Origin of the sequence: Collinsella ureilytica, assembly GCF_019795105.1 — a bacterium.
Classification (GTDB): Bacteria; Actinomycetota; Coriobacteriia; order Coriobacteriales; family Coriobacteriaceae; genus Collinsella; species Collinsella ureilytica.
Map to the genome: position 1 here is coordinate 248,003 of NZ_JAIMFO010000004.1, position 26,431 is coordinate 274,433.

Here is a 26,431-nt window from a genome sequence, read left to right on the forward strand (position 1 = left end):
GTACACGCACACTAGAAAAAGGCACCGAGCACCAAGAGCAGGACTGAGGCGGCCAGAGCTACATAATCGATCAGCATAAATGGGTAACGCTTATAGCTGCTCGCGCGCGTCCGTAAATAGAAGCCACGCTGTTCGGCGGCAAGTGCCGTGGAATCGGTCTTTCCTACTGAGGTAATAAGTAAAGGGATGCACAGCGGCAGCATCAATTTGAGCTTGCGCAGGGGATTTTTGGTATCAAAGGCCACGCCGCGTGCAGTCTGTGCCTCCATAATGGCATCCATCTCGCGCGAGAAAACCGGCACAAAACGCAGAGCCGTGGTAAAGGTAAACGCGTAGCGATACGGTATATGCAGATGCTCAACACAGGCATTCGCGAGATCCGTAAGCTTGGTCACAGCAAGGATCAGCACCAGCGGCAAGGCCACACCGATAAGACGAAGACACGCCTTAGTGCCGGTGATCAGGCCGGTATCGGTAATCGTCCAAAAAATCGGCTTGCCAGTTCTGACTAACACAAGTTGCACGACAAGCATAAGAACTGCAAGTGGAGCAATGATCTTGAGCAGGCCGATGATTTGATGGCTCACACCAGCATAGGCAGCAAGCGCACACGTGAGCGCCAAAAGCCCTAAAAGCATGGGATAGGTTGAGCTCAAAAGAGTTGCCACAATAATGCCTGCGGCGAGCGCAAGCTTAGCTACGGGATTTAAGCGATGTAGCACGGTCGTGCCTGGCTTAAAGTCAATGACATCAACCACGATCGATCAGCTCCCTTGTAATCTGAACAATATCAGACACTTCACTCACGCCAGCAAAAGCCGAGCTCACAGTTCGAGAGAGCTGCTCTGAAACCCGCACCACCTGTGGGGCTTCCACACTGGCGGCTTGCAGCAGCTCCGGCTGGGCAAAAATCTCTGCTGTAGCGCCAGCACCAATGATGTGCCCGTCTGCCATCACTACTGCACGATCAGCAAAGTCTGAAACGACCTCCATGTCGTGACAAACCATCACCACCGCACTCCCCTGCTCTGCCAGCTCACGAACCGTTTCCATAACAGTCATGCACTCACGATAATCAAGACCACTCGTCGGCTCATCCAAAAGCACGACTTGCGGCTCCATCACCAAAACGCTTGCAAGGGCTACCATCTGCCGCTGGCCACGTGAAAGCGAAAACGGAGACTCATCTTTTGGTAGACCAAACCGTGCAAGCACGACCTCGGCGCGACGATGGGCTTCTGTGCGCTCAACTCCTGTAAGCTCAAGCCCAAAGGCTACCTCTTCCACAACGCTCTCTTTGCTGATCTGGCGATCAGGATTTTGGAACAACGTAGACACCCGTGCAGCAAGCTCGCTGGTAGAAACCTGAGCCGTGTCCATCCCTGCAACGCGCACGACACCTGAGCTTGGATGCAAAAGACCATTTAAAAGCTTCGTGAGCGTGGTTTTACCTGCGCCATTTTGACCAATAACACTCAAAATTTCGCCAGGAAAAACTTCGAAGCTCAAATGGGATACTGCAGCTTCTCCCGGTCCATACGAAAATGATACGTCCTCAAGGCAGATCACAGGAGCACCAGATGAGACGGGCTGAGCCTCCTGTCGCTCAGGCGATGTGCCCAGGCCGGATATAGCTTTCGTCTGCTTCTCTTCGGCGGCCAAACGAGCTCGTTTAGGTGCTACAGCATCTGCCTCTACGATCGAGCCAATGAGCTTGCAGGCAGACTCAGCATCCAAGGCGGGCAGCGTAGTAGCTGATGCAAGCTCTTCTTGGATGAGACTATTTGAGATGCGTACCGTACGCGGGCTATCTACACCAAGCGCTCGCAGATCTTCCGCATGAGAAAACACCTCGTGAGGCGTGCCCACGATCTCCACCTTGCCCGCCGCCATGACAGCAATTCTTTTGCAATACCGAGAGAGCAGGGCGACCTTTTGCTCAATCACGATAACCGTGACACCTGCCGTACGATTTACACGAGCGAGCGTTTCAAAGACCGTTCGAGAGCTCTCTGGATCCAAAGCAGCAGTAGGCTCGTCCATAACTAACACGCGAGGCTCAAGCGCCAAGATTGCGGCAATGGCAACTTTTTGCTTCTGACCACCAGAAAGCGTTGCGATCTCACGGTGCCTCAAGCTTGTAATACCGACGGTATCCAAAGCGTGTGCAATACGCGCCTCAATCTCGTCGTGAGCAACACCGAAGTTCTCTAAACCAAAAAGCAGCTCATCCTCAACAACTGAGGCCACCATCTGGGTATCAATATCTTGCAGAACGCTACCCACCATACGCGAAATATCAGTCAGACTTACCTCGCAGGTATCATGGCCACAGACGCGCACTGCGCCATACAACTCACCACCAAAATGATGCGGAATCGCCCCAGAAAGTGCTGCTGCAAGCGTGGACTTTCCCGAACCAGAAGGGCCGATAATACCTAAGAACTCACCCTCTAAAACCTGCAGATCAATCCCGTCAATCGCCTTTGTTGCATGTGCTCCATAGGCAAACGAAACGCCATCGAGTTCAATAACTGAGGTAGTAGGCTCTGAATCAAGCAATGCCATACGAACCTTTCCGATACAAAAGAGGCACTCAAAAGGAGCAGTTTAGAGGCCTTATCAACAGCAAGCAATATGCCTTGAAGCATCAATTCCGTACATTCGCTACCGAAAGCCGCAGCGTATGTACTCCTCAATACATCAGCGCGTCTCAACATACAGCTCGTGAGAACCTCAAGCTTTAAGCATCTGAACCATGTACGACCCCTAGTCTCCCAGCTTTAAGGCTTTGCGCATGGGAAGATACAAAGCAGCTACAACGACAGCATTAAAGGCAGCTGTGGCAAAAATGACCGGCAGCATAGCAGCTGGCAACGCAGCCACAACCTCAGGCGCAAATCCCATGGTAGCAAGCTTGATCGTCATAAAGATGATGCCCGAGACCGCAGTGGCTACAAAGGTGCCTACCAGCGGAATAAGCTTAGCGGCAGGGGTTCGCATGCCAAGATTAACAATCAAAGCCATGAGCATGGCAGCAATTCCTTCAGCCGCAAAATCAATGAAGGGAGAAGATGTGGTGAGCTGAATCACCGCAGCAGAAATGAGGCCAATCACCAACGCTTGACCAATATTTGGGCGAATAATCAAAATCGTGAGACAGAAAGCAGAAATGATGAACTCAGGTCCTATAGCATTACCGGTCAGCGTAGCGATGGACTTACCCACCGTAAAGTTCAAGATGAATCCTGCTGCAAGCAAAACAGCCAAGAGCACGAGCGCTTTAATATCGAGCTTTCCACGATCAACAGTAGATACGGTACGAGGCTGAGTGGATGTGTTAGTCATGATGGGTTCCTTTCCCTTATCTTTACGATGCGTACAACTGCAGCGAGGGCGCGCGATGCAAACGAACGATCGAAATGAACCGGGAGCAACTCAGCTCGAAACACAAAAAAGCCCCCGGTCAAACCGGAGGCCTAAAGCTACCTAGATAGGAGCGAGGGACTCACCGTCGACCGAACGAGTTCACATCACGCCACCACCAGTTGCTGCGGATCATGGTGCAGAAAGACATGTGATGGCTCCTCTCGTGTGTTCGGGGTCTTCTGTTGGGAGATACTGTAGCACAGTAAATCAAGATGCGCGCTCAAAGATTTCAGAATTTCGAATTGATTTCCAAATCCTGCTTACCTGCCGTACTTGCCTGCCATTTTCTAACCTGAGTAGCAGCTACATGACCTGCCCTTTCCTACTTACGTGGATGCAACGTGCGGCATCTGAAAGCTGGGCGAAAGCCGGATTGTTCTCCCAGTCCCAACCGTTTTGGAGGCCATGGTCACCCGTCCACCTTGCCCCAGCAATCGTAAGCATAAGCTTTATCGGAATGATTGTAAGAGAAGCTAGCAGAAAACTCTTCTTTTATTCCGATTTTACGCTACGATGTACGCTACGAGAGGAGGTCCTTTTGGAATATGTAACTGTCACTCAGATGGCCGCAAAGTGGGGTCTCTCCACCCGACGTGTACGCAAGCTTTGCGCAGATAATTCCATTGAAGGCGTACTACGAGAAGGAAAGAAATATCTTATTCCCGCTACTGCCCCACGACCAATCGATCGTCGGAAACTTCGAAAGCAGCATAGCTCGTCTTGCTTTACGCAATTGTTCCGATCAATTGATGAGAAGAAGATACGTTTGGATAGTATGCGTCCGCTCACCACCGGTGAGCTTGCACGCTTACGAGAAGAATTCCTGATAGATTTTACGTACAACTCAAACACGATTGAAGGCAATACTCTCACCTTGCAAGAAACTGCACTGGTGTTAGAAGGCATGACGATTGATCAAAAACCGCTTAAAGATCATCTGGAAGCCATCGGACATAAAGATGCCTTTATCTACGTTGAAGAACTTGCACAAACAAAGACAAAGATCGGTGAGCGTGAAATTAAGGAGATCCATGCCCTTGTACTTATGCATCGCCCGCAAGACAAGGGCAGTTATCGAAAAATCCCAGTACGAATTGCCGGGGCTGCAACAACGCCCACTCATCCATATGAAATAGAAGCGAGCATGAAGCGTCTCCTGCGAACCAACGAAGAACGCAAAAAGACTATGCATCCAATTGAGCGCATTGCCCGCTTTCATCTAGAGTTCGAAGGCATCCATCCCTTCATTGATGGAAATGGCCGCACCGGAAGATTGTTGCTGAACTTAGAGCTGCTTCAAAGTGGCTATCCTGCCATTAGCGTGAAATTTACGGATCGTAAGCGCTACTACGATGCCTTTGATGCCTATTATCGTGACGGACAGCCAAATGCCATGGTTGAGCTCGTAGCTTCCTACATCAATGAGCAGCTTGACCGCTATTTCGAAATACTGAGCTTATAAGCAGAATCCCTGCCAAGGCATGCGAGGTGTAAGCCCTTTGCTACGCTTGAATGCGCACATATGAGCTCGGTGCAGGTATTTACAAAAAGGATGAACATGACAGACATCCCCAGCTTTTTATACGAAAAGATTTCGGCGGCGTTTGATACCGATCAGGCAGAGCGCATCTTTTCTGGTTTTGAGACTGCGCAACAGCGCCCGATAACCCTTCGCGCCAATACCCTGCGTACAGATGCAGACTACGTTGCCAAAGAGCTCGAGAGCGCTGGCCTTTCGTTTGTGCGCGTTGGCTGGTATGAAGATGCCTTTGTTATGGATCCAAACGTACGCCTCGATGAGCTGCGACGCTTGCCGATCTATGAAACAGGCGCGGTGTATCTGCAAAGCCTCTCTTCTATGTTGCCGCCGCTCGCTCTAGCACCGCGCTCAAACACAGACATTCTTGATATGTGCGCTGCGCCCGGTGGCAAAACAACCGAACTTGCCGCTATCGACCCTACGGCCCGAATCACAGCCTGCGAGATGCATGCGCCACGCGCTGAGCGCTTGCAATATAATCTCAAAAAACTTGGAGCTACAAACGTTCAGGTCATGCGAAGCGATGCCCGAAGGCTCGATGAATTCTTCTCGTTTGATCACATCTTACTCGATGCCCCCTGCACGGGTTCAGGCACCGTACGAGCGGGCGATACGACGGCCAATGAGCGCATTACCGAGCGCTTGTTGAACAAGGTAGTGCGATCTCAACAGGCTCTTCTTGATCGGGCACTCACTATTCTCAAACCCGGCGGTACGCTCCTCTACTCCACCTGCTCAATTTTGCCCGAAGAAAATGATGAGCAAGTACTTGAGGCTCTGAGCAAAAAACGACACCGTACCTGCTCATTAGTAGCCCTCGACCCAAGCGCGTGGAATGCTGAGCCCTATCCAATTCCGCTGCTTTTGGGCGGGCAGCCAGAGACGCTTTCTATAGCTCCCACAAAAGAATTCGAAGGCTTCTATATGGCTCTCATCAAAAAAGAGTACGCCCAATAACAATGAGCACTACGACAAGCAAGACAACGAGAGTGCGCGTGCGTCAGCGCAAGCGATACCAATAACAACGAGCAATACAACAAGCAAGACAAAGGATCCAATCTCAGAAAGCAAGAGCAAGACCCGCCGGATCCCGCCTTTACAACACCTGAAGGCTTTCCGCTCGCCTGCATCTTCATTTTACAAGAAGCCGCATGCCAAAGCTCTCAACTATCTAAAACTGGGGCTTACCTTTTGCGGTCTGCGCGACGACGGCCGCTTCGATCCTTCAACGCTGTAACAGCAAAATACAGACCGGCAGTCAAGGCAATGGCGATGACGCAGAAAAAGATCGGTGCCGCTACCTCTGCCAAGCCCATGTACTACCCTCCGGTTCAAGTAACTTTTCTCGCACCAGCTTATCAGAAGGCTCACGACACCGTGTGGCACCCGAGTGTTCCTACAAAAGATCCGCGCCAAGAAGCAGAAATTAAGCTGTTCCTTGCACATTAAAACGCATAGAACGCGGGCTCTCGGGTAAAAATGATCCGCAGAAAAACAGTTTCATGAACTGTCTGAGGAGGTTTCATGCCCCTGAGCGATCAGATCTTTGAATCAGGCAACAACGATACGAGCCATACTTCGCAAAACTTCGGCTCTACGCCCGCTTCCATTCCTGTTCCCGCCGAGGTTCCTGGCGAGGTAGATACAGCCATCGACTTTACAGAAGTCGAAATTGACGCTGAGCTTGCTGCCCCGCTCATCGAGCCCTCCATGCCGGGTGTTTTAACGCTTGACCCCACACCCATTGAAGGCAGGCTTCGCCGCGCCGCGCTCAGCGTACCTGAAGAAACCTCAGAATGTGGCGGATTCACCCTCTTCGGTCGTCGCATCCGGTCTCTGCTGTATACCACCGACGTGGCGGTTATCAAAAACTCCAACGCCGACGCAATCTTTGCGGTCTATCCCTTCACCGCGCAGCCCGCTATTACCCAAGCCCTGCTCACCGTTGCAGAGTGCCCGGTCTTTGTAGGTGTAGGTGGCGGCACGACGAGCGGCAAGCGTTCTGTGCAGTTGGCCGCCGTGTCTGAAATGCAGGGTGCGGCAGGCGTGATTGTGAACTCCCCTGCCTCGCCTGAACTCGTTGAGCAGATTGCATCCATGGTGGATATTCCCGTTATTGCAACCGTTGTACGCATAGATGCAGAAGCTCATGCCAAGGTTGCTGCTGGTGCCAAGATCTTAAATGTAGCTGCTGGTAAAGAAACTCCGGCAGGACTTTGCGCCCTAAGGCAGGCCTACCCTAACCTTCCGCTCATTGCCTCAGGTGGGCGCAGCTCACTCTCGGTGCGTGAAACCATCGCTGCAGGAGCAAATGCAGTGATTTGGACACCGCCTTCTGCTCAGCAGCTCCAAGCCGATATGATGAGGCGGTATCGCGAAGCAGAACAAGCACCCGGCCCTGAGCCAGAAACTGCCGTTTTTGACCCCATTGCTGCTGCAGACGTCAATCCGCTTGAGAGTGCGCGAGCAGACGTACCCATTCCAGACGAGCTCATAGCCCGTGTGCACAACACACCAAGATGCTGCCAAAAGCCAAACACAAACTTGGAGTTCTTCTTTGACGATAGAAGCTAGGGGCTCGTGGCCAGCTGCTCGCAGTTCCGTGGCCCGTGGCTCCGTGGCTCACGGCTCGCGGCTGCTGCGCGATGCTCGTAGCTCACAGCGCGTGGCGCGCGGCTCGTGGCGCCTGGCTCGCAGAAAGCTGCTCACTGCACACCATGTGTGCACGCGCAACCTACTCTCATCACAGCACGCATCAGCTCTCGCGAGGCTTGCCTAAGAAGAAAAGCGCCACCGCACCCGGTCCTGTGTGAGCACCAATGACAGTTCCGATATTGTGAATCTTGATCTTACCTGCAAGCTCAGGAGCGCCTTCAACGATGAGGCGCGCAACCTCCTCGGCATCCTCACGACAAACTGAATGTGTGATCGTGCACTTTGCCGGACGATCGCCTGAGCGCAGCAGCCTTTCTATACAGATACTAGCAAGAGCGGCAATGGCACGGCGTTTTGTACGAATCTTCTCTCGTGCCTGAAGCGTACCTGCACGATCAACCTCAAGAACCGGGCAGATCTTTAATGCCGTTGCAAGCCAGGCACTCGTGGCAGAAATACGACCACCGCGCTTCAAGCACTCAAGGTCAGACACGTAAAACCAGCTATTTATTGAGAGACGGTTCTGCTCAACCCACGCCGCCACCTCATCAATGCCCTTGCCTTCGTCACGCAGATCTGCCGCATATTCAACCAAGAGGCCAAGACCACCACTTGCGCCAAGCGAGTCAATTACGTGAATCGTGCGATCTGGAAACTCTTCTGCAAGCTCATCGCGGGCAAGCAGTGCAGAGTTATAGCTGCCAGATATACCCGATGAAAGGGCAATGTGCAAAATATCTGAACCGCGCTCTAGATACGGACGCCAGACGTCTACATAATCTCCGGTTGCAACCTGCGACGTTGTTGGCTGAGATCCAGCCTTAATCTTGCCAAAGAACTGCTCGGGGCTGATGCTTTCGTACAAATCATCTGGATACGTACTCCCGTCCATTTGATAGTGGAAGTACAGGCACAAGATATTCCGTTCGCTAAAAAATGCACGGGGATAATCTGCAGTTGAGCAGGTAGAAAGGGTGAACGTAGCCATATCAACTCCTTTTTGTGACGTAGGCAATACGCGCCATTTTTATAACCTAATTGTCGCACAAGAAAAATGTGACCTTACAAAGTCAGAGACTTTTTCGTCCAATCGGCTTGAGATAGTTCTTTTTGAGGTTACGTGTTCCCCGAAAGAAAGTATCCTCAGACTTGCTGATTCCGCCATTTTCCATCTTGTGCCGCACGAGCTCCAATGTGCAGAACAGGTCAGCCGCTTGGAACAGGTAGTAGCTGGCAGGCTTTACCTTGCGAATTTCTGCATTGACCAGCGAGTTGAAGATGGATTTGATGATGGCCACCATCTCTTTCTGGCCGTTGTCGTAGTACACAATGATGCGATCGAAGGCCTGGAAAAACTCGAGGTTGTCACGCACGAACAGGCTTAGTTCGCGAACCATGCGCCCGGCCAACGCATCGTGCTCCAGACTTTCGCGCTTTTCGAACACGAACGTCTTATAGTGAATGTCAGCGATACGGGCGAAGTCAAAGAGGTGACGGAAGAGCTTTCGGCGGTCTGGAAGCTCGAGAACCTTGTACTCTCCCTCACGTCTGATGAGCGGTCCCGTGTGAATCGCGTGGTCTGCAGGCAGCCCGCGTTCGAACACCTTGCGCTGCAGGTGTTCGATAGGAATGGAGATATCTTTTGACTGGTTATGTAGAACAAGCGTGATGAGGTAGAAGGGCGCATGGGACTCGTAGGCTCTGAAGTCGCCTGACTCGTCAATAAAGATACTCAGTTCTAACAACAACAGCTCTCCTGGAAATAAAAATGGCGGGGAAAAAGTCCCCGCCCAAGGGTGGGCGTGCACTACGGCAAACCCAGTACGTATATATTACCCCACCAACCAGAAGCCTACAATAGCATCAGCCAACGAATGGCAATGTCCATAGGTGCCTTTTCCTTTCTTTGAATCTTGTGCTGTTAACTAAAGATTCTAGGCGAAGGTCGCTTCCTTCTTATTAACTCGAAGCGGCTATTACACCAACTTTTGAGACATGAGCCTGCGGGCAACAACTACCAGGTGTAATGCAGGTGCGTGACGAGAAGATCACGCGCCCGGAGCACTCTTCGCATCTTCCTCCATACGTGTACGCGCGCGCAGCTCGAGCTCAAGTAAGGCAAGGGATTCCACCAACGTTTGCTCGTCTTCTAAATGAGTTTCACCTTTACCCAAAAGTTGCTTCGTACGATACGCTGACAAGGGAAAGACGTGCGATGCCAACTTTTTCATCAAACTCAATGGAGGCACGCTTAAGGCACGAGAGCCCACACGCCGCATAAAGAAACGAGGACTGCCTTTCAGCGTATTCATGTAAAACACGAGCTTGCGCTTGATGCCAAAAGCACGGCGGCGATCACTCAGGATTGCCCTTGCCATAGAACCATACAGCCGATGTGCTACCAGCTTTTCAAGTTGCTGAGGTGTGAAATAGGTACGCCATACTGCATCGAGGTAGTTCGCTAAAATCGTACGATCCCCCACCGGAGCGCGCATAATATCGATCAGCACAAACTCGCTCATAAGTTCGAGCAGCTCAGAACCATAGCGCTTGATAAACCCAGCCTCATACCAGTCTTGTGAGATTTTCTCTACAATACGCACGTGATCATACAGCTTCATAAGCCTATCGTCACGCCTGCTTGCCATAAGCGAGCCAGCACGCGAAACTCGATACAGATACAGCTTATCGTGGATAAAAACCGTTTTGGAAGAGCGTGGATACAGCGCATAGTGAAAGAGCTTATCTTCGCCAAAACGAAGATCTTCATCAAAGCGGATGCCGCTTTTCTCAAGAAAACTCCGACGCAGGGCAGTTCGCCATACAAAGGGCTCACACGCCTCATCAAAAAAGATGTCAGGCGTAAACTTTGCATAGACCTTATCACGAGGAGACAGGGTCTGCTCCAGCCAGGCATCGCTCGTGCTTACCGGGATTGCCTCACCGCCAAACGTGACCACGTCTGCCTCAGCTTCTGCAAAAGCCTCAACAATTCTTCCGGCAAAAGTAGGAACAATCAGGTCATCTGAGTCAACAAAGCAAATAATGTCACCGGTTGCTGCGCGCATCCCAGCATTTCGAGCAGATGAAAGACCGCCATTTTCCTTATCTACGATCTTCACACGAGGATCCACCTTGCGATACAGCTCGAGAATCAGCCTTGAACGATCGCGAGAGCCATCATTGACACAAACAATCTCAATATCCTGAAATCGCTGCGCGCGAATAGAGTCCAAGCACATGGGCAGATAGCGCTCAACGTTATAGACTGGAACAATAATGCTAACCGTAGGCACGATTACATCTCCTCTGATGTCCGTTAATGAATAGCGCGGAAAGCCATGAGGCGGAAGGTGTTGATCAAGCCACCAATACGTAACAATGAGCGGAAGCGCTCCATGCGAGTTTTTACCTTATCTTCATCTGAAGCTCGCTTTATTGCATACAAACGCGGCCGCTCAAGCAAGAGCTTGATGCCGACGCGCTTAGCAGGCTCAAAGATATTCAGGTTGACCCGACCAAGCTCAATATTGCGCTTCATATCCTCACGCATTTTGGGCAAAAACTGAGCTGCCAACTCGTCTGAAAGACGATCATAATTCCACTCATAGCTATCAAATTGCATCCGCGCCAACACAGCCCGGAGATAGGGACGATCAGCATGCGCTTCATCAAGATAGCGCCACATCTCTTCATACTCATCGCAAACGTTAAAAACTTTACCCGGGTTATTTACTGAGGACTTCTCATTATCCTGACGGTAGTGCAAAACAGCATAATCAAGCAAAACGGCATTGGTGCACGAAGACCAAACCTTAAAGTTGAAGCCAGCATCTTGATACGAAGCTCCCGGTGTTGGCAAAAACGAAACATTACATTCTTCAAGGAATGAGCGCTTATAGATGGCCGACCAAATTGAGGGCTTGCGATAAAAAACCTCACGCTCAACTTGGGGATTTACATGACCCTCAATAACACTATCAACGAAGTGGGCACGCTTATTGCAAACCGTTGGCGTAGACCAAAAGAAATAAAAGTCCGCCTTTACAACCTGAGCATGCCCACGCTGAGCCGCACGATACATGCGTTCAAGTGCATCAAGCTCCATATAGTCATCAGACTCAAGAATGCCAATATACTCACCACGCGCACGAGCAAGCCCCAGGTTCATCGAGTCGCCATAGCCAGAATTAGGCTTATCAATAACTACAATCCGTGGATCTTGAGCTGCATACTCTTGAATGATTGCCAAAGAATTGTCCGTTGAGCCATCATTGATGCAAATGATTTCTATATCGCGCAACGTTTGCTTACAGGCCGAATCTAGACACTCTCGTAGATACCGTTCAACATTGCATATTGGTACCAACAAAGATACCGACGGAGCCTCATGCGACATGCAGCCCTCGACCTTCCGATCGCCCTTTCATACTCGCCTATCGTAACAGATGATCACCTTATTAACTGAAGCATCAGATTACCGCAGAATCAATACGATATGAGACGTGCACCAAAGATAGATCGAATGTCGAAGAGTCAAAAGATATAGGATGCTGAACTTATAAAACTTCTGTATGTGTACGTTGGAACTCATCAATCTCCGGCAAGGCAGATTTACTAACTCACAGATACGCTCTGCTTCCGAGCTTCAAAAAACGCTCCAGAAATCCTTTTGGGCATCAGATAGAGCAGACCAGTCAATACAGCAGCGCCTACAATATTGACTATAAAAGCACCAAGTGCAGCTTTGGGCGTAGCCCCACCCATGAAATCAATGAATACATCCCAACGAGTGACATTCAGAACAACCAAATGCATACAAAATAATGGCAAGCTCATACGACCGCTAGCAGCACAGAGCTTGGCACCATATGGAAAATACTTCTCAGCAAGCTGAGCCATCTTGAGAATGCAAAGCGAGGCACAGAAGCCACCAATCACATCGAGCGGACCTTGGGTAAAGGTACATTCAACGATGTAAAGACCGCCAGCAAACTTGATGCAATAGAGCCAAATACCGAACATAAGCACGAAAAGAACGACAGAAAGACGTCGAGGCTCCAAAAGAGCGCTCCTGCGTATGTATTGTCCAAACCAAAGGAAGAGCACAGCACAAAGAGCTGGCTGTATGCTGAGCGGCAGCCATATCTGCTCTTTGCTCACAACACCTACGAAGAACAAAGCTACTGCATAAACGCCAGGATACTCAAGCTCACTGATCGCAGAGAGAACTATTCGAGCCCAAAATAAGGCCCAGAGAAACCAAATTGCTCCAATTGCTCCAATATCAGCAGGCATAGAATCAGGTGCTGCGCCTGAGCCATAAAGCGCAGCTACTGTCCAATATCGAATAGCTTCTAAAACTGAGCCATCCTGGAACAATGCAGTACGAGCCGCCATGCCTACGATGACCAAAACTGCAGTTATCGCATAAGGAATAAGGAGTTTTTTTACACTTCGCAAAACACCCGCGCGATGAAGGCGGCCCGCGGGCGTAAAGTATCCGCTCACCACGAAAAAGAGCGGCATCGAAAAGCTGTAGCTCGCACGAGCTAGAACAGGCGGAAGTCCCATAAACGAACAGTGACCCACCACAACTGCCAGCAGTGCCACAGCCTTTGCTATATCAAAGGCATCTAGCCTTTCACGTGTACGTTGGAGAACAGCCGGCGGGGTCTGACTTGAGATTTCTTGATCTTTGCCTATGTTCATGAGCGAATACTCCCTAATCGCGCATCATATGCAACGCATGAGCATCTTTTGCGCTCCCAGCTACACACGTACGCATGCGCGACTCTATAGCCACATACAACACTGCAGCAACCATACCTGCAAAACTTACCCATAACCCAAGCTCAAGCGGACGTGAATGGTAGGCAAGCTCCACGCGGTGTTGCCCCGCAGATAGCTTAAGTGCCATGAAGGCAAGGTCTGCACGTTGAAGCGATGTCTCTTGACCATCAACTCGTGCTATCCAATTAGAAGAATACGGAATACGGAGCATAAGAAATGACCCGTCTTCAGGAGTATCAACCGTACACCTAAATGCATTCGTGCTCCAAGACTGCTCATCCGCAGCCCAGCTTGGCATCTCAGCGCTCACTCGCTTCAAGGCAGAAAGATCATCGACATACAACTCTATATCGGAAAAGGTGTATATACCCGGATTATTGAAGCAGAGGGTAACCACTCCTCGTGCCTCATCTGAATAACCCACACAGGCTACCCAATCAGTTTTCCCAGCGTACAAGGGACTCATCGACGTATACCCATGAAGCAGGGTTGACGTTGGTTCTCCCGTAACGGTAATTCCATAGGATTGATAGGGCTGGTAGGTCTTGAACTTACGGTCATAACGCTCTGCAAGTGAAAGTCCATTCGCGGGATCGGGTTCGAACACAGCGTACTCAAGACCTCGCACGGCAACCGAAAGCACACGCTCAGCAGGTATATTTGTTTTTAGATATACACAAGCACCCGGCTGCCACACGGTGATCTGATGATCGTTCACCTCCACTGCAGCTGGTTCGGCCTCAGTTCCGGCAAGCATGTCTTTCTCCGGATTAACCGACCAGGTATATGCAAGCCGCTCCACTCCAGCGCTTGCGGCATCTATTGCCACGCTATCTTGGTCAGAAGCCTCATCCAATACCACATGATCTAGTAGAGCACGTTCCCGCACCACCATTGGCAACGCTTCATAAGCTTTGCGAGAGAGCGTGCGTGGAGCCACCCAGGCTGTTGGCGCATAATCATGCGTACCGAACAGAACAGCTCCCCCGTCAACTCCTGTTCGCTCATCAAGGCGCTGGCTAAACTGCCAGGGGCGAGCAGCTTCTTGACCAATCGGCGTTGCAAAGCGATCGACTCCTGCAAAAAATTCAAGATTTGGCCGAGCATTCAAACCCTCATAGCTAAAGTTCACAAAAGATGTAGCAAGACCAAGACTTGTATGAAACGCATCAACACCACTGTGATAGAACGAGTTATAACACGTAGCATCACGAAGCCCCGTTGCAAAACCAGCGTTTCGTACTGCACGTGGAAAACCCGTAGCATCAAACTGATGTACCCTTGCATCTGCTGCGGCACCTAACAGATCAAGCCCTTGATTGTTTGCATGACTTGACCACGCCTCCCCCATTGGCACTTGATTAGTCACAGCCGCTACCGCAGCAAGGTTGAACGTCATGAGAATATGGGCGCTATAAAGCGCACCCAAAATAAGCATGCGCGAAGAGCGCACATAGTATGAAAATGCCACCACTGCCAAAATTGCTAAGGCAATGAAAGAAACGGCAAAGAAAACTGGTTGCTGCAAACGCGCTATCATCGGAGCACTCAGTGCAAGCAGACATATAAGCATCCAGAAGAGTCTACGGGCAGGCACCGCTGAGCGCTCTGCATCCATAAGTGCTGGGAAATCACGAGCAACAACCACGCCCATGAGCAAGTTATACATCCATGTCCAGCGGTTATTTGGATAAGAAAAGCCATTCATGACTCTACCGGCCGCTGGTATAACTAGAATGAGAATACAGCCGATCAATAAGACCCAACTTAAGCGTCGCTCCGCCTTACCTGCAGTGGTACCTCCCGCACAAACAAGACAAATGATGCCTAAAAAGCAGAGACTCCAATAGCAATCTGCACCTGCTGGGGCAAAGGATAGGGCTGCCAAGAGCATGGACTGAAGATACTCAAATGAGTAAAAAGCACTGTAGGTCCTTGTGATACCAATGCGATCTTGACCAAGCACGTTCATGGCCATCGGGACAAAGAGAAAAGCAGAAATAGCAATCCCGATCACAAGAGGAATTGCCATGCGAACAAAAAGACTAAGGAAGACTCGAAGGCTCTTCTTTTGGACAAGAAACACATAGCGGCTCAAGCAATACACGAACAAGAGAATACATGCCATATAGGTGCCCGTGAGCGAATACATGCCCAAAAGCGCCATGCCTACTATCAACGATAAAGAACCCTTGCCATTAAAAATACGGTCGGTTCCAAGAAGGATGATGGGAGCTAAAACCAAGGGATAAATCATATGCACTTGGTGATACATGAGCAGCGTATGACAACTAAACAGATAAGTCAAAAGACCCATCAGGCTTGCCACTCGCTCAAATCTCCGATGCTCACAGTAGGCCAAAAAAGTTGTTGCCGCTAGAATGAGCGTAATTGGCAAGGTGAGCTGCATCAGAAACTCAGCAGTTGTAGGGCTTGAAAAGACCGAAATTAGGTTGACTGGGTTTCCGATCGTATTCATGAGCACTTCAAGAGCATCAACACCATAGATACCAAAAGGCTCCCAAAGCACCACCTCAGGTCTACCTGCTATGACCGAACCCAGAACAGCTCTCAGCCATCGGCCTTGATATAAAAAGAAAGGAAACTGCTGCTCTAAACCGTCCCATGTCCAAAAAAAGGTTCGATGTGCCCAAAAAAGCGTAAGGTTACCCAGAAGAAACAGCAACAGGGTAAGTGCCCAGCCAGTAATATACAGATGCAACCGCGACGAAGAGACCCAATCTATCATGCGGCGACCAAGCTGCTTCATAGCGGTCTCCTTTCAATGTCCAAGCCTAGGCTCAGAAATCCCTTCACTATTGAATAGCGTAGCCGATATGCTCAGTTATCTGGCATAAGGGAGCCCAGATTGACCTGACCTCCCTGAATAATCACCATATGAGTATACTGCACGACTATATATTCCTACATCCTGCAGCCCTACCAGCACTAATCAATACTTTAGTACGTAACGACCGTTGTGCCGTAAGGAATATTCTGATAAATCCAATAGGCATTATCGATATCAAGCCGTACACAGCCTGCAGACAAATGCTGTCCAAGCCTGCCATCCTTCACCCAAAATGTTCCCTCATGGTAGAGAACAGAGTGGAAAAGATAGTCTCCACAAAACTGCGTGTAGTAATAGCATGTGTATCCGTGGCCAAAAGAATATCCCTTACCAGTAACGCTAAACACGCCTTTAATGGTGGGACTCCAAGAAGCGCCCGTGGTACACACAAAGCCAGTGTGCCACTGCCAGTTACCTTGATGCCCATAGTAGATGCCAACATTATTGTTTTGTGTATCGACCATAATAAGCCAGTTTGTAGGACTTCTATAATCCTGTGCCCACACCGTCATCTCACTCGGATTTGCAATGAGGCGACCAACACCATTAAAGAAATGATACGAGCCATCAACCCATGTCCACCCTTTGGCCATGGTGCCATTCGAGTGAAAATAGAACCAATTACCACCCTGTTGCATCCAGCCGTACGTTACCCGACCACTATCCTGGAAGTAATACCACTGGCCATCAATCTCGTGCCAACCCCGAGCCATGGTACCATTCGAATGGAAATAGAACCAATTACCACCCTGCTTCATCCAACCGTACGTAACCCGTCCATTATTCTGAAAGTAATACCACTGACCATCGATTTCGCGCCAACCCGTTTGAAGCTCACCAGTTGTGGAATCTCCATATAGCCACATGAGCTTAAGATTCAACCATCCGTGAGCAAGGGATCCATCTGCTCTCCTCAAAAAACGCCGACCAGCGGCATCTGTAGCAATAGACCCGCGCAACACTCCCTCAGCATCTGAGAAGAAGGATACGGATGGCTCGTTATCTAAGTGATACCAACCGGTGCACAAAAATCCTAACGTGGCATCCAAACGATACCGTTGCCCATGAAGATCGAGCCAACCATGTTGGAGCTCGCCTGTTTGGGGATCCGAGTAAAAACGAGAACCTGGCTTATCATCAAGCGTATAAAATCCTGTCCAGAGACGCCCAGTCTGAGCGTCCATGCGATACCGCCTCCCCTCAATATCGAGCCACCCACGTTTTACAGCACCCGTTGTTGGATCAGCGTAGTAGCGTTTGCCACCAGCCGCAAACCAACCGTAATCAAGTAAGCCATTTCCATCTGAGTGATACAAAGTATGCGGCTGACCATCGAGCGTATAAAAACCTGTCCAGAGATAGCCTCGCTGTGCGTCAAGACGATATCGCTTGCCCGCAACATCTAACCAACCTCGTTTTACAGCACCCGTTGCTGGGTCGGCATAATAACGCCTACCGCCAGCTGTAAACCAACCATAATCAAGTACGCCATTTCCATCTGAGTGGTATGAAGTATTCGGCTCGCCATCGAGCGTATAAAAACCTGTCCAGAGATAACCACGTTGAGCATCAAGGCGGTACCGCTTGCCCGCAATATCTTGCCAGCCGCGTTTTATAGCGCCTGTTGCCGGATCGGCATAATAGCGCTTACCATCTGCGGTAAACCAACCACGATCAAGCACACCTGCGAGATCTGAGTGGTACAAGGTGTGTGGCTCACCATCGAGCGTATAAAAACCTTTCCACAGCCGCCCAGTTTGAGCATCCATACGATGACGGCGCTCGCCTAAATTGAGCCAACCGCGCACAAGCCGTCCAGTTGCAGGATCTGAGTAATACCAGCCACGTGGGTCTTCTGCAGTTTGATACCAGCCATACCATAGATGGCCATCGGTCATATCACAGCGATAGCGCTCACCATCTAGGTCAAGCCAGCCGCGATACACCTCACCATCCCGAGCAGGATCGCAATAGTAACGCCTACCATCAACTTCCTGAAATCCCAAGAGGTGCCCACCCTCAGGCGTAACAACAAAGACCCGACCACCCTCACGCTTCAAGGATAGGCCTGCGAGAGTTTGTTGTTGATTGGACTCTGAAACCTCTTGATCAGCAGCCGCTAGATCATCATGCAACGTATTTGCAGGAGTCTCAGCATCTGAGGTACCAGCACGGGAGCTTACAGCCCTATGAGCAGATTCATCTGAGTCGCTTGGAGTAGCAGAAGTTCGGTCGCCAACACCGGCTGAAGGACTTGAAGGGCTAGGGCTACCGGTAGTGGACGCCTCTGAATTATCTTCAGGCACAAGAGGGCTGAGGCTGGGCTGCCTAGTATTGCGAACCGCATCAGAAGTTGCAGTCGCATGCGCACTTGACACACTGCTGTCTTCTGAGCGTGCATAGACCGGGGCAACGCCAATAATAAGCGCAAGAAAAAGAGCTGCAGGGACTACCTGTAACGATCGGCCCCGCAAAGAAATGCGTGAAAATGAACTGTCGAGGTGACTGGGAGTGAAACGGTGCATCATGCAAAATCCAGACGTCGAAGAATACACGAACCGAAACAAGGCCTTACAGCTAAAAATACACATCCTTACAGCAGTATAGTAGAGCAACCCTGAGCTGGTGCACCCTTTAGCTATTGACCTTGCTGCAGGTACCGTGTCTCAGTTTCCTCCTTTGCAGGTAGCCACCAAGCCTTATGCGATCGATACCACGCAATCGTATCATCTAGCCCGGCTGAAAAGTCAGTGTGTGTGGGCCGCCAACCAAGCTCTGTCGTTAACTTCGTAGCGTCAATGGCATACCGCCGATCGTGACCCGGACGATCTCGCACCCAATCAAAATCATTTGGGTCATGACCCATACGCTCTAGAATTGCGCGAAGCACATCAATATTAGCTCGCTCTCCGTCAGCGCCAATCAGATACGTTTCACCAAGGCGGCCACGTGTCAAAATTTCCCAAACAGCAGAGCTATGGTCTTCGGTATGAATCCAATCTCGCACATTCTTACCATCCCCATACAACTTTGCACGTCCACCAATCAACAAATTCGTAATCTGGCGCGGAATAAACTTTTCAATATGTTGATACGGACCGTAGTTATTCGAGCAATTCGAGATAGTAACAGGCACGTGATAGGTTCGATACCACGCACGAACAAGCATATCGCTCGCAGCCTTTGTTGAACTATATGGACTCGAAGGATGATAGGGTGTCTCTTCCGTAAAACGAGCAGGATCATCAAGCGCCAGATCACCGTAGACCTCATCGGTCGAAACATGATGGAAGCGCACACCATGGGCTCGAGCTGCCTCGAGCAAGGTATAGGTGCCTTCTACATTTGTTTCTAAAAATGGCCTTGGATCAGCAATGGAATTGTCATTGTGGGATTCCGCAGCAAAATGAACGATTGCATCCGCATGAGAAGCAAGCGAGTCTACCAGCGCCGCATCGCAAATATCCCCAACAACCAACTCAACGCGATCGGTGGGAAGATCTGAGATATTTTCTGGATTACCTGCATAGGTAAGTTTGTCCAAAACCGTAATATGGACATCTGGATGCTCACGAGCAACATGGTGCACAAAATTCGACCCAATAAAGCCACAGCCACCGGTGACAATAATACGCTTGAACATCCGTCTTAAACGCTCCTTATCATTTCATAGCTCAATATGGAACAAACTGAGACAGGCACCTACTAGCAGCCTGCGAACGCTGCAAGCGAGTCCTCAGGTGTAAAGGGAGCACGCCTGAGAACAAAGCCATCCTCATCATCCCATGAATAAACCGCAGGTGGATGCCAAATGAAGAAGTCTGGAGTGAATGACTGAGAATACGCACCTGCATATGAGATTACAAGCAGATCCCCAACCTTTAGTTCTTCAAAATCTGAAAGTATGCAGAGACGATCACTATCCATACATGTAAAGGCACCAAGAACCTGATGGTTCATAGGTGCAGCAGCAACTCCCGATGCAGGAACGACCTCGAGTGGATAGCTTGTCTTTTTTAGTTCATGATCAATATTGAGACGCGATAGCTCAGAAACAACAAAGCGCTCGCCACGGACTTCCTTCACATCAACAACTCGACCGCAATAATACCCCGGAGTTGCGACCACCGCCCCTCCTGGCTCAACGAGCAAGGCCACGCTCGATGGATCACACGAGCCCGAAAGTTCAGCAGCAATAGTCTTGGCGTACGTATCATAGGCTCCTACATTGTTTGCACCACCACCAAAAAAGCCACCACCAATATCCACATATCTCAAATGTGCAGCAAGATCAAACTCTCGGATAATACGGGCAGCAAAAGACGCAAGAATGCGATAGACATCTTGTGTACGTGTCAACGTCGTAACATGCATATGCAAGCCGTGCACAACTACATTGTTCATTGCCCTGAGACGATCCAGTACACGCTGAACTGAGCCGTCCTCATATGAAAAGCCAAAGCGACCTTTGCGCTTTTTACTCGCCGTAGTACCCGCAGGAGAATACTCTTCAAGAGCAATATTAATACGGAAGCCAACCTTGAGCGTGCCTTCCGACATGTGCTCAGACAATTCCTTGAGCCACGAGACTTCTCTCTCAGAATCGATATTTACCAAGGCACCATGCTTGAGTGCATGCTCAAAGCACGCCCTGCCTTTAACTGGGCCGTTAAATACGATTTCTTGTGGCTTAAAACCTCGCTCAAGTGCCAGACAATACTCATCGTCAGACACCACCTCAGCCATACAACCGCATGACCGCACCTCATCAAGCAACCAAGGCAGCGGGTTCGTTTTAACTGAGTAGGCTACGTTTGATAACGATCCCCAAGATGAGCGAATCGCACGTTGAAAATCCTGAAGATTAGAACGAAATTCATCGGCATCATAGACGAAGCATGGTGTATGAATTGATGCTTCATGAAAAGGAACTCTCTGCATGCCAGTCTCCTAGTCTACGTATGCCCCACTCATTCCATAGCGCTCTTGAAAGTATGCTGCAAAACGATTGATCTGCATCTCGCGTTGATAGTCTTCAAATACTAACTCGGGAGTTGTAAAAATCGGCTTATAACCCAGTTGCTTGCGCGCCTTATCAACGTTCATAAAGTAGTTCACACTATCGTGCTTCTCTGGACGATAAATAATCTCTGAGGGAGCTGTTGGATCATTAAAGGTGCTTGCTATCGCTCGAACCATATCTTCAAGCGCCGTGAGGTGACCGGTACCAACATTGTACGTTCCACTTGCCGACGCCGGAGCGGCCATACAGCACTCGCACATCTGGCAAAAATCCTTCACGTAAATCAGATCCATCCCTTTACGCGGATCTCCCCACACCTCAAGAGCCTCACCTGCCATAGCGCGCTCAATCATAAGACGATATGAGCTCGTTGCCGGAACACCATCGTGGTAGAGAGTTTTTGCCTCGGGCATGTAGCAATAAATATTCGGAAGGCGCAGTGAATATGCTGCAATTCCGTATTCCTCCCGGTAATTCCAACACAAATCCTCAGCAGCGCATTTTGTAATTGCATATACCGAGTGATCTCCCGAGAAAGGAACCTTACGTGGCATATCATCTAACAGCTCAACGCGCTTTCCGAAATACCCGTTATAGTCAGAAATAGTCTGCGTAAAGAGCACGCGCGAAGCACCTGAGCGCCGAGCATACTCAAGTACGTTGAGGGTGCCGAGCACATTAGCCTCGATATAGCGATATGGGTCATACCCTTTCATATAGGCGGGCAAGGCACCAGCAAAATGGACTACAACATCTGCTCGCTCTGGAAGCGACTCAAAGCTTTGCCTATCAGTAATGTCGCATGTACAAAACGAGGCTCGACCTGGATATGCATCGGAGAAAAAGGAGGTGGCTCGCCTGCCCGTTGCAACTACCTGCCAACCAGCGTCGGAGGTAGCAAGCCGATCAGTAAGATACAGGCCAAGTGTTCCCGTAGCTCCAAAAATTACGACCGTTCCCATGGCGCTTCCCTTCATACGGATTACCGCAACCCCCACGAATACAGGAGGATGCCTCCTATGATAAGCGCCAAAGCAAAGAGTTTTCGGAGGTTCATCCGCTCGCCAAAGAAAACAACACCGAAAACAACAATATAGATATAACTCGTTGATTCGAGAATCGGACCTAAGGAAAGTGGGACAACCTTATATGAGTAGATGACGATCAAAGTAGCTGCGAAAAAGATAGTATATGCAGTCAGCACCAACGGATTGAGATACTCTTTAATAACTGATGGATACTCTCGCTGAGCAGCCTTTTTTAACAACACTTGCGAGACAGCACTGATAAAAACGCCAAATAAATAGATGCTGGAAAAGAGTGCTAAATCAGACATGAGAAGCATCCCTTCCCTCTTGCGAAGCGCCGCTATCGCTGAGAGAGAACAATACAATTCCCGCGATAATAATGCCAGCACCGACGATTTTAAAGAGATTTACTGGCTCGTGAAAGATGGTTAAACCCCAAACTATGCCCCATACCACCGTCACTGCCTTATTGGCAAAGGCAGCAGAAAGTGGCATACGTTTAATCACCTGTTGCCAGCCAAGTGCGTAGACAAACAGAATCAGCAGCACCGCTCCATAACAAAGAAAAAAAGAAAGGGAGAGAAACGGTGCCGAAGATGCTAATTTACTAAAAATACCTGAGAGAGAATACATGACCAGCAAAAGATGCAGACCAAGATAGGTTCGTAAGCGCATTGATGCCCCTAAGCCTTATTTTCGGGATAGTCAGACATCTGATTGTGATACAGAAGATCCTTTCCAGCTTGATCTAAAACGTGTACGCGTTCAAACAGATCCGCAGTTAACGAATCAACCTCAAGGCGATAGGGAGCTTGAAGATAGTAGCGACATACATAGGGCTTGGCACCTACGCCATGAGCGACAGTATCGCCAATCTCATAGTATGGAAGAAACGCTGAAACACCAGGTGTTTTAGCCGCCGCAACTGCAGGTGAAAGATCGGCAACTTCACGACCTTCCCACCCATGAAAGTACAAGCCTGCTGCCACAGAGGAAAGCGTGCAATCATGACCGGAAAGCATACGCCGCAAAGCATCATGATCAAAGAGATGCGCCAAGATGAGTTCTTCGATGCGAAGACCCCCAGCCAGTTCTAAAAGCTCATGCTCGTAGCCAAAGATTCTTCCCGCAGCCTCACATACCTGAATACCAGCGCCAGGAGTATAGAAGAGCTGAACACACAAAGGACCGGTTTCAATGCCTACATACTCTGCAATTGCCTGCACGATTTTTTGAGCCTCATGCGCAAGCTCAGCGGTGAAAAATCCCGGATATACAATACGAGATACATACGGGATATCGTGTTCATTGAGCTGAGTCTTCTCACGATCGGCAATGCTTAAAATTACCGCTTTGCCATCCACAATCCAGCTCATCATATTCATCTCGTAGCCGTTGTTATAGGCCTCAGCGATGATTCGGTCATCCCCAATAGAATACGATGCGATCTCATCAAAATGCTCACGAATAAATGCTACATCGTGTGCAATATATACGCCACGCGAGCCATAGCCATTCGAAGGTTTAACAACGCACGGAAAGCCGACATCGGCTAAATCTTCATCCTGAAAACCTGAGCTCAATACACATGAGTGCGCATGAGCAATACCCAACTCATCAAACATGCGCTTCATAAGCGGTTTCTCTCGAAGGCTCGAAAAACGCTCTGGCGTGGCATAGCAGGGTAGCCCAGCTTTTGCCGAAATATCTACCATGCACTCAGCAAGCAAATCGGAAAAGGTACCAAAGATCGCATCCACTCGCTCCTCACCGCACATGGCAGCAATGGCAGCAGTGTCACGAGGATCGATAAGATAGGAGCGATCTGCCAGCTGTTTTGCAGGGCCGTCATCATATCCATCTACAACTACGGTATAAATGCCGTACGAACGCGCAAGCTCTACGAGGTCACAAAACTCATCCATAGAACCCAAAATGGCGAGACGACGACCTTCAGGGATTGAAAGCTGCATATCAGCTCTGCCTCCGCTCATTCAGTGTCTCTGTGACACCATCGGCTAGAACGGACTCTCGCTCTACATACTGAGGAGAGCGGTTGACTGTCATAAAAAGGCGGCCAAGATACTCACCCATAACGCCCAAGCACAACAAAATGCATCCAGCGCAAATGAGTATCGTCACCATAAGCGAGCTCCATCCCAGCTGAAGCGATGGATCCAAGAGGCGCCGAATGGCGAGCACAATAGCTCCTACAAAACCTACCCCTCCAACACCTGCACCTAAGATTGAGGCGAGCCGCAGAGGCACCATCGAGAAATTGAGCACGGTTGACCAAAGAGCAATCAGGCTCTTCAAGGTATAACCAGAGCGGCCAACTTCACGATCAAAATGCTGCACCGAGACATTCGCCATATGATGCGTTGCCTTAAACAGAAGGCCCTGAATGTATACAAATGGACCCTCGTATCGCGTAAGCTCCTCGGCCACAAAGCGGCGCATTACAAAAAAATTGCTGACCTCAATTCCGCGCGGGCGACCAGTTAAGGCTCGCATAGTCCACACGGTAAAACCAGAGCCCAAGCGGCGCCACCACGCCTCACGCAGGTCTCCATATGCAGCAAAAACCACATCCCAACCCTGGCATGCCTCTTCGAGCAACAAGCCAATTTGTGAAGGGTGTGTTTGCAGATCATCATCCATAACCAGCACAAGATCGCCGTTTGCATGACGCAGCCCGCACATAATTGCAGCGTGCTGACCAAAATTCCGCGCAAGATTCACTCCCGTAATTGCAAACGGCCCTTGAGCAAGCTCTCGAATGCGATCAAACGTTCCATCGGTAGATCCATCGTTTACTAAAATGAATTCAAAGGGATGACCCAGTTCCGTAAGCGCTGCAGCGGTTAGATCAACCACACGATCAATGACCTGTTCCGAGTAGTAACAGGGAATGACCACGCTCACCAAGGGCTTGGTTGACTCGGCAGCATCCATCTACACAACCTCCCGGTCAAAGTAGCGCTCAATCTCAGCGACAACGGTATCAATATCTTCTCGATCAATTCCATAGTACAAAGGAAGTCGCAAGAGGCGGTCACTATCCGCAGAGGTAACCTCATCTGTTCCGAAAAAGCGACCATAGCGCTTACCCGCTGGAGAACTATGAAGAGGAATATAGTGAAAAACGGCACTAATATCATGTGATTTGAGATGTTCAATCAGGTCTTGGCGCTCATCGAGTGAGCGAAGCTTGATATAGAACATATGCGCATTATGCTTACAGTCAACAGGAATCTGAGGCAGCTCAATAAGACCGCGATCAGCTAATGGAGCAAGTCCTTTGTTATAACGATCCCAGGAAGCCAAGCGATTTTGATTAATCTCATCAGCATGCTCCAGCTCGCCCCATAGATAGGCAGCATTCATATCGCTTGGCAAATAGCTGCTGCCATACTCTTCCCACGTATACTTATCAACTTGACCTTTTAAGAAGCGTTGACGATTCGTCCCCTTCTCCCGGATAATCTCAGCTCGATCATTGAAGGAGGGATCGTTAATGAGAATCGCTCCGCCCTCGCCCATCGAGTAGTTCTTAGTCTCATGAAATGAAAGGCAACCAAAGTCTCCAATGGTACCGAGAGCGCGACCCTTATAGGTACTCATTGCACCTTGAGCAGCATCCTCGACTACACGAAGACCATGGCGATGCGCGATATCCATAATCGTATCCATCTCACAAGCAACTCCTGCATAATGCACAGGAACGATCACACGTGTACGCTCAGTAATTGCCGCTTCAATCTTGCGCTCATCGATATTCATCGTATCTGGACGAATATCAACAAAGACAAGCTTGGCACCAACGAGCACAAAAGCCGTTGCAGTCGTTGAAAAGGTATAGCTCGGCAAAATCACTTCATCGCCGGGAATAAGATCGCAAAGCAACGCTGCCATCTCAAGAGCTGTTGTACCACTTGTGGTAAGTAGCGCCTTTTGACAACCAAAATGCTCTTCGAGCCACGCATGGCACCGCTTCGTAAAAGGACCGTCTCCACAGATCTTTCGATTGGTCTTAATCGCCTCCTCAACATAGGCCAGTTCAGTGCCGAAAAAAGGAGGAATATTAAACGGGATCACACAAGCTCCAATCG

At 49.7% G+C, this 26,431-nt stretch carries 22 protein-coding genes; 3 read left to right on the plus strand and 19 right to left on the minus strand.

The genetic code is table 11. The features are described 5' to 3' along the window. Window positions 1-11: 11 nt before the first annotated feature. The 3 genes from K6V98_RS01160 to K6V98_RS01170 form a co-directional block, all read right to left on the minus strand. Window positions 12-758, minus strand: coding sequence for an energy-coupling factor transporter transmembrane component T family protein (locus K6V98_RS01160; protein ID WP_222198688.1), 747 nt, complete (start codon window positions 756-758; stop codon window positions 12-14). Next, entirely contained in the window at window positions 751-2,568 is a 1,818-nt protein-coding gene (locus K6V98_RS01165) for an ABC transporter ATP-binding protein (protein ID WP_222198689.1), read from the minus strand. The genes K6V98_RS01160 and K6V98_RS01165 overlap by 8 nt, the downstream gene beginning before the upstream one ends. Window positions 2,569-2,769: 201 nt before the next feature. Next, window positions 2,770-3,348 (minus strand): hypothetical protein, encoded by a 579-nt coding sequence (locus K6V98_RS01170; RefSeq protein ID WP_222198690.1) that lies wholly within the window; start codon window positions 3,346-3,348, stop codon window positions 2,770-2,772. Window positions 3,349-3,967: 619 nt separating this feature from the next. Between K6V98_RS01170 and K6V98_RS01175 the strand changes: the two genes are divergently transcribed. Next, the gene (locus tag K6V98_RS01175; RefSeq protein ID WP_222198691.1) at window positions 3,968-4,891 is read left to right on the plus strand and encodes a Fic family protein; all 924 of its coding nucleotides are present in this window, start codon (window positions 3,968-3,970) and stop codon (window positions 4,889-4,891) included. 96 nt (window positions 4,892-4,987) lie between these two features. After that, window positions 4,988-5,926 carry an RsmB/NOP family class I SAM-dependent RNA methyltransferase gene (locus tag K6V98_RS01180; protein WP_306792646.1) on the plus strand — a complete coding sequence of 313 codons (939 nt, stop codon included), beginning with the start codon at window positions 4,988-4,990 and terminating at the stop codon, window positions 5,924-5,926. Between the two features lie 227 nt (window positions 5,927-6,153). On the opposite strand, the gene K6V98_RS08645 is transcribed toward K6V98_RS01180, so the two are convergent. Beyond that, entirely contained in the window at window positions 6,154-6,285 is a 132-nt protein-coding gene (locus tag K6V98_RS08645; protein WP_306792647.1) for a hypothetical protein, read from the minus strand. 208 nt (window positions 6,286-6,493) lie between these two features. Between K6V98_RS08645 and K6V98_RS01185 the strand changes: the two genes are divergently transcribed. Further along, entirely contained in the window at window positions 6,494-7,543 is a 1,050-nt protein-coding gene (locus K6V98_RS01185) for a beta/alpha barrel domain-containing protein (RefSeq protein WP_306792648.1), read from the plus strand. Window positions 7,544-7,724: 181 nt separating this feature from the next. Here the strand turns inward: K6V98_RS01185 and K6V98_RS01190 are convergent, their stop codons facing one another. The 15 genes from K6V98_RS01190 to rffA all read right to left on the minus strand — a co-directional run bounded on the left by K6V98_RS01190 (window position 7,725) and on the right by rffA (window position 26,417). Then, window positions 7,725-8,612, minus strand: coding sequence for a DegV family protein (locus K6V98_RS01190; protein ID WP_222198693.1), 888 nt, complete (start codon window positions 8,610-8,612; stop codon window positions 7,725-7,727). An 82-nt stretch (window positions 8,613-8,694) separates the two neighbouring features. Continuing rightward, a complete protein-coding gene (locus K6V98_RS01195; RefSeq protein WP_222198694.1) occupies window positions 8,695-9,372 on the minus strand; it encodes a DUF3800 domain-containing protein in 678 nt (225 codons plus the stop codon). A gap of 300 nt (window positions 9,373-9,672) precedes the next feature. After that, window positions 9,673-10,920, minus strand: coding sequence for a glycosyltransferase family 2 protein (locus K6V98_RS01200; RefSeq protein ID WP_222198695.1), 1,248 nt, complete (start codon window positions 10,918-10,920; stop codon window positions 9,673-9,675). A gap of 23 nt (window positions 10,921-10,943) precedes the next feature. Further along, window positions 10,944-12,023, minus strand: a complete 1,080-nt coding sequence (locus K6V98_RS01205; RefSeq protein WP_222198696.1) for a glycosyltransferase family 2 protein — start codon at window positions 12,021-12,023, stop codon at window positions 10,944-10,946. Window positions 12,024-12,241: 218 nt separating this feature from the next. Beyond that, window positions 12,242-13,336, minus strand: coding sequence for an acyltransferase family protein (locus K6V98_RS01210; RefSeq protein ID WP_222198697.1), 1,095 nt, complete (start codon window positions 13,334-13,336; stop codon window positions 12,242-12,244). Between the two features lie 13 nt (window positions 13,337-13,349). Further along, a complete protein-coding gene (locus K6V98_RS01215; protein WP_222198698.1) occupies window positions 13,350-16,187 on the minus strand; it encodes a YfhO family protein in 2,838 nt (945 codons plus the stop codon). A gap of 191 nt (window positions 16,188-16,378) precedes the next feature. Continuing rightward, entirely contained in the window at window positions 16,379-18,646 is a 2,268-nt protein-coding gene (locus K6V98_RS01220) for a L,D-transpeptidase family protein (protein WP_222198699.1), read from the minus strand. Between the two features lie 260 nt (window positions 18,647-18,906). Next, window positions 18,907-19,911 (minus strand): dTDP-glucose 4,6-dehydratase, encoded by a 1,005-nt coding sequence (rfbB, locus tag K6V98_RS01225; RefSeq protein WP_222198700.1) that lies wholly within the window; start codon window positions 19,909-19,911, stop codon window positions 18,907-18,909. A 62-nt stretch (window positions 19,912-19,973) separates the two neighbouring features. Then, window positions 19,974-21,209, minus strand: a complete 1,236-nt coding sequence (locus tag K6V98_RS01230; protein ID WP_222198701.1) for a type III PLP-dependent enzyme domain-containing protein — start codon at window positions 21,207-21,209, stop codon at window positions 19,974-19,976. 9 nt (window positions 21,210-21,218) lie between these two features. Beyond that, window positions 21,219-22,253 (minus strand): NAD-dependent epimerase/dehydratase family protein, encoded by a 1,035-nt coding sequence (locus K6V98_RS01235; RefSeq protein WP_222198702.1) that lies wholly within the window; start codon window positions 22,251-22,253, stop codon window positions 21,219-21,221. Window positions 22,254-22,273: 20 nt separating this feature from the next. After that, window positions 22,274-22,627 (minus strand): EamA family transporter, encoded by a 354-nt coding sequence (locus K6V98_RS01240; protein WP_222198703.1) that lies wholly within the window; start codon window positions 22,625-22,627, stop codon window positions 22,274-22,276. After that, a complete protein-coding gene (locus K6V98_RS01245) occupies window positions 22,620-22,994 on the minus strand; it encodes a DMT family transporter (RefSeq protein ID WP_222198704.1) in 375 nt (124 codons plus the stop codon). The genes K6V98_RS01240 and K6V98_RS01245 overlap by 8 nt, the downstream gene beginning before the upstream one ends. Before the next feature lie 8 nt (window positions 22,995-23,002). Continuing rightward, window positions 23,003-24,292, minus strand: coding sequence for an ATP-grasp domain-containing protein (locus tag K6V98_RS01250; protein WP_222198705.1), 1,290 nt, complete (start codon window positions 24,290-24,292; stop codon window positions 23,003-23,005). A 1-nt stretch (window position 24,293) separates the two neighbouring features. Then, window positions 24,294-25,274, minus strand: coding sequence for a glycosyltransferase family 2 protein (locus tag K6V98_RS01255; RefSeq protein ID WP_222198706.1), 981 nt, complete (start codon window positions 25,272-25,274; stop codon window positions 24,294-24,296). After that, entirely contained in the window at window positions 25,275-26,417 is a 1,143-nt protein-coding gene (gene rffA, locus K6V98_RS01260) for a dTDP-4-amino-4,6-dideoxygalactose transaminase (protein WP_222198707.1), read from the minus strand. It lies immediately after the preceding gene. Between the last annotated feature and the right edge of the window lie 14 nt (window positions 26,418-26,431).

What these genes read in the sequence shown, in the direction of transcription:
- K6V98_RS01165 (WP_222198689.1), bottom strand. Translation starts at nt 2,568, where the DNA reads ATGGCATTGCTTGATTCAGAGCCTACTACCTCAGTTATTGAACTCGAT.
- K6V98_RS01170 (WP_222198690.1), bottom strand. Translation starts at nt 3,348, where the DNA reads ATGACTAACACATCCACTCAGCCTCGTACCGTATCTACTGTTGATCGT.
- K6V98_RS01180 (WP_306792646.1), top strand. Translation starts at nt 4,988, where the DNA reads ATGACAGACATCCCCAGCTTTTTATACGAAAAGATTTCGGCGGCGTTT.
- K6V98_RS08645 (WP_306792647.1), bottom strand. Translation starts at nt 6,285, where the DNA reads ATGGGCTTGGCAGAGGTAGCGGCACCGATCTTTTTCTGCGTCATCGCC.
- K6V98_RS01185 (WP_306792648.1), top strand. Translation starts at nt 6,494, where the DNA reads ATGCCCCTGAGCGATCAGATCTTTGAATCAGGCAACAACGATACGAGC.
- K6V98_RS01190 (WP_222198693.1), bottom strand. Translation starts at nt 8,612, where the DNA reads ATGGCTACGTTCACCCTTTCTACCTGCTCAACTGCAGATTATCCCCGT.
- K6V98_RS01205 (WP_222198696.1), bottom strand. Translation starts at nt 12,023, where the DNA reads ATGTCGCATGAGGCTCCGTCGGTATCTTTGTTGGTACCAATATGCAAT.
- K6V98_RS01210 (WP_222198697.1), bottom strand. Translation starts at nt 13,336, where the DNA reads ATGAACATAGGCAAAGATCAAGAAATCTCAAGTCAGACCCCGCCGGCT.
- K6V98_RS01215 (WP_222198698.1), bottom strand. Translation starts at nt 16,187, where the DNA reads ATGAAGCAGCTTGGTCGCCGCATGATAGATTGGGTCTCTTCGTCGCGG.
- rfbB (WP_222198700.1), bottom strand. Translation starts at nt 19,911, where the DNA reads ATGTTCAAGCGTATTATTGTCACCGGTGGCTGTGGCTTTATTGGGTCG.
- K6V98_RS01230 (WP_222198701.1), bottom strand. Translation starts at nt 21,209, where the DNA reads ATGCAGAGAGTTCCTTTTCATGAAGCATCAATTCATACACCATGCTTC.
- K6V98_RS01235 (WP_222198702.1), bottom strand. Translation starts at nt 22,253, where the DNA reads ATGGGAACGGTCGTAATTTTTGGAGCTACGGGAACACTTGGCCTGTAT.
- K6V98_RS01240 (WP_222198703.1), bottom strand. Translation starts at nt 22,627, where the DNA reads ATGTCTGATTTAGCACTCTTTTCCAGCATCTATTTATTTGGCGTTTTT.
- K6V98_RS01245 (WP_222198704.1), bottom strand. Translation starts at nt 22,994, where the DNA reads ATGCGCTTACGAACCTATCTTGGTCTGCATCTTTTGCTGGTCATGTAT.
- K6V98_RS01250 (WP_222198705.1), bottom strand. Translation starts at nt 24,292, where the DNA reads ATGCAGCTTTCAATCCCTGAAGGTCGTCGTCTCGCCATTTTGGGTTCT.
- K6V98_RS01255 (WP_222198706.1), bottom strand. Translation starts at nt 25,274, where the DNA reads ATGGATGCTGCCGAGTCAACCAAGCCCTTGGTGAGCGTGGTCATTCCC.